Genomic DNA, 2,925 nt, shown 5'->3' on the forward strand with positions numbered 1-2,925 from the left:
ATACTTTCCAGGGCAACTTGAGGAGCTGATATTGATGACAACCAGCCGCCGCCTCTCCGCGAACGGCCGAGCTTCGGGCAAGCCTGCTGCCGCCTACACGGAGCTGCTCGCCCGTGTTATGCCACAGGCGCGCGAACACCTCCTGTGGAGTCCGGCCGACGGGCCGCTGCCGAGCCTGTTCGTCAGCCACGGTGCCCCGTTCACCCTCGACGATCCGCAGTGGCTCGGCGACCTCTTCGCCTGGGCTCAGTCGATGCCCAAACCCCGTGGCATCGTTGTTGTTTCGGCCCACTGGGAACAAGCACCAGCCGCGGTCACCGCGGCCGTGGCAGGCACTCCGCTCTACTACGACTTCAGCGGCTTCGACCCCCACTACAAGACCCTTCCCTACGCGACCCCGGACGCCACCGACCTCGCCCGCCGAATCGCCGGTCTGCTGGGCCCTGCGCCCGTGCACGAATTCGCTGACCGCGGCTTGGACCACGGCGCCTTCATCCCCCTCATGGCCATGTACCCCGCTGCCGATGTCCCGGTCGTACAGCTCTCGATGCCCGGCCTCGATCCCCGCGTGCTCCTCGAACTCGGCGCACGCCTGCGGCCCCTACGCGAAGAAGGCATTCTCGTGCTCGGCTCGGGCTTCATGACGCACAGCTTCGCCGTCTTCCGCCATCCTGAGCTCGTCGCCGAGACAGCAGCTTTCGATGAGTGGGCAGTCGATGCTCTCGCCCGCGGTGACGTCGATGCGCTGGCTGATCACCGGAGGAAGGCGCCCGGTGCCGCGGTTGCCCACCCGACGGCCGAACACTTCGTTCCGCTGCTGCTCACTGTCGGTGCCGCTGCGGACCCCGCCGGTGCGGTGAGCGCCATCGACCGCCTGGTCATGGGCAATTCCATCCGCTCGGTCCAGCTGACCTGAGCCGGTTCGGCTTTCCCTTCCCACTCGATCGCCTCATCCCGCGGCGACGAGATCGCACACCCTGGAGGACAGTTTCATGAAGGCAATCCGTTTCCACGAGTTCGGCGCCAGCGAAGTCCTGCGCTACGAAGACATCGAACGTCCTGTCCCCGCGCCGGGGCAGGTACTCGTCCAGGTCGTCGCTACTTCGTTCAACCCGGTCGACGATCACATCCGCGCCGGGCATCTGGCGCAGATGCTCCCGATCGTGCTGCCGTATGTGCCGGGCATCGACCTGGCGGGCACCGTCGTCGAACTCGGCGCGGATGTGACGGGCCTGGCGGTCGGTGACCGGGTCGTGGCGATGTTGCCCCTCGACTCCGCGGGCGGCGCAGCCGAATTCGCGCTGGTTCCCGCCGAGTCCCTGGCCGCGGCGCCGCAGTCGATCGAGTTGGCGGACGCCGCGGCGCTGCCGCTGACCGGCCTCGCCGCCTGGCAGTTGGCGTTCGAGCTCGCCGAGCTGAAGCCGGGGCAGACGGTCCTGGTCAACGGGGCGGGGGGTGCGGTGGGCAGCCTGGTGGTGCAGCTCGCTGTCGATGCGGGAGCGCGGGTAACCGCGGTGGACGCGCCGGAGCACGCGGACCGGCTCGGCGGCTACGGCGCAGTCCGGGTCGAAGGCCCGCTCAGCCTCGCCGACGGTCCGGACGCGGTGGGTGGTCCGTTCCAGGTGGTGGTGAACCATGTGCGCGTTTCCTCCGAGGAACTCGCACAGTTGACGAACTATGTCGCCGACGGCGGGATCGCCGTCAGCTCGGCAGGCCCCATTCCCGAAGACGCCGCCCGCGGGGTCCGCAGCGAGAGTCTCTGGGTCAGTAGCGACGGGGCCCAACTGAGCGAGCTGGTCGCCAAAGTGGACGCCGGCAAGCTCCGCCTCCACATCGCCGACCGTCGCCCGGTCGCAGAGCTGGCCGAGGTACACGCGGACGCGGGCGCCGGTCGACTGACCGGGAAGACCGTCGTGCTCGCCCCCTGATCGCACCCGACCGAGGTAAGGCGCTTCCCGCTCGAGTGGGAAGCGCCTCCGCATCGAGGGTCGGGCGAGCTCGCCGTCGGCCAGGTGGAATGCAAGATCGTTTAGGGTCTTGCCGGATCGGGGCGTCAGCCCATCGACACGCATCCCTGCAGGGTCTGGAAGTCACCTGCGAATCCGGGCCCGCCCGCACAGGTGGGTGTCGAGGTCCCGGTGACAGTCACCGTGGCTCCGGGTCCGGCGATGCCGATGGACAGTCCCGGCCGCACGCCGGTGACAACCGCCAGTGCACCCGGCCCCACCGCGATCGCGGCCGGTCCGGACAGGTACTGCGATGCCGAGGCGGCCGCGCCGCCGTTCGCCGCGATCGCGAGCGACAGGCTGGTGGGGGCGGCGTCGGCGTCGGCGTTGCCGTCGAGTCCGTATGCCGCGGCCGCCCCCATGGCCTCGCTTTCCGCGGCGCAGGACGCACCCTCCTCGCCCGCCTGGGCCGTGGTAGCGCCGGGGGCCGGACAGGCCGCGACCGGCGCGGCATTCGCTGTCGGGCCGCCGACCAGAGCCGACAGTGAAACCGCACCCGCACCTACCAATAGGGCCGCGGCGCGCCTAGCAGTGAAGCTGAACATCGGGGTCACCCTCGCTCTCGATCGTGTCGCTCGTACCCGGCAACCCGCGAGGCTGCCCGGTCGAGCTGAAATCTGAGTTGGACAACCTTCAGCTTACGCACCTAATGATGCAAATTCGATGCACTCGGCTACTTTTACGTTCGCAGGACGGGCGAGACCGTTGAGCAGCCGCGGCAGCGTGGAGGTGCCCGTACAGGTGGGCTCCGAGATCGGCCGGGCGGCCACGCCGCCGCTGAACACGACGAGCGAGCGAGGGCTCAGCCGTTCTTGAAGGGGTTGAGGGTCTTTCCGGCGAGGTAGCCCAGTCGGATGGGCAGGGGCTTCATGGCGACGGCGGAGATCTTGTTGACGATGCCCGGGATGCACACGGGTTT

At 69.0% G+C, this 2,925-nt stretch carries 3 protein-coding genes; 2 read left to right on the forward strand and 1 reads right to left on the reverse strand.

Features of this window, described 5'->3' with window-relative positions:
• Positions 1 to 34: 34 nt before the first annotated feature.
• Entirely contained in the window at positions 35 to 916 is an 882-nt protein-coding gene (locus tag ACFWF3_RS30565) for a DODA-type extradiol aromatic ring-opening family dioxygenase (RefSeq protein WP_379317158.1), read from the forward strand.
• 76 nt (positions 917 to 992) lie between these two features.
• Positions 993 to 1,928: an NADP-dependent oxidoreductase gene (locus tag ACFWF3_RS30570; protein WP_379317160.1), complete on the forward strand. Its 936-nt coding sequence runs from the start codon at positions 993 to 995 to the stop codon at positions 1,926 to 1,928.
• Positions 1,929 to 2,053: 125 nt separating this feature from the next.
• Here the strand turns inward: ACFWF3_RS30570 and ACFWF3_RS30575 are convergent, their stop codons facing one another.
• Positions 2,054 to 2,551: a DUF6764 family protein gene (locus tag ACFWF3_RS30575; RefSeq protein WP_379317162.1), complete on the reverse strand. Its 498-nt coding sequence runs from the start codon at positions 2,549 to 2,551 to the stop codon at positions 2,054 to 2,056.
• Positions 2,552 to 2,925: the final 374 nt, after the last annotated feature.

Origin of the sequence: Nocardia sp. NPDC060220 (assembly GCF_042727815.1) — a bacterium.
GTDB lineage: Bacteria > Actinomycetota > Actinomycetes > Mycobacteriales > Mycobacteriaceae > Nocardia.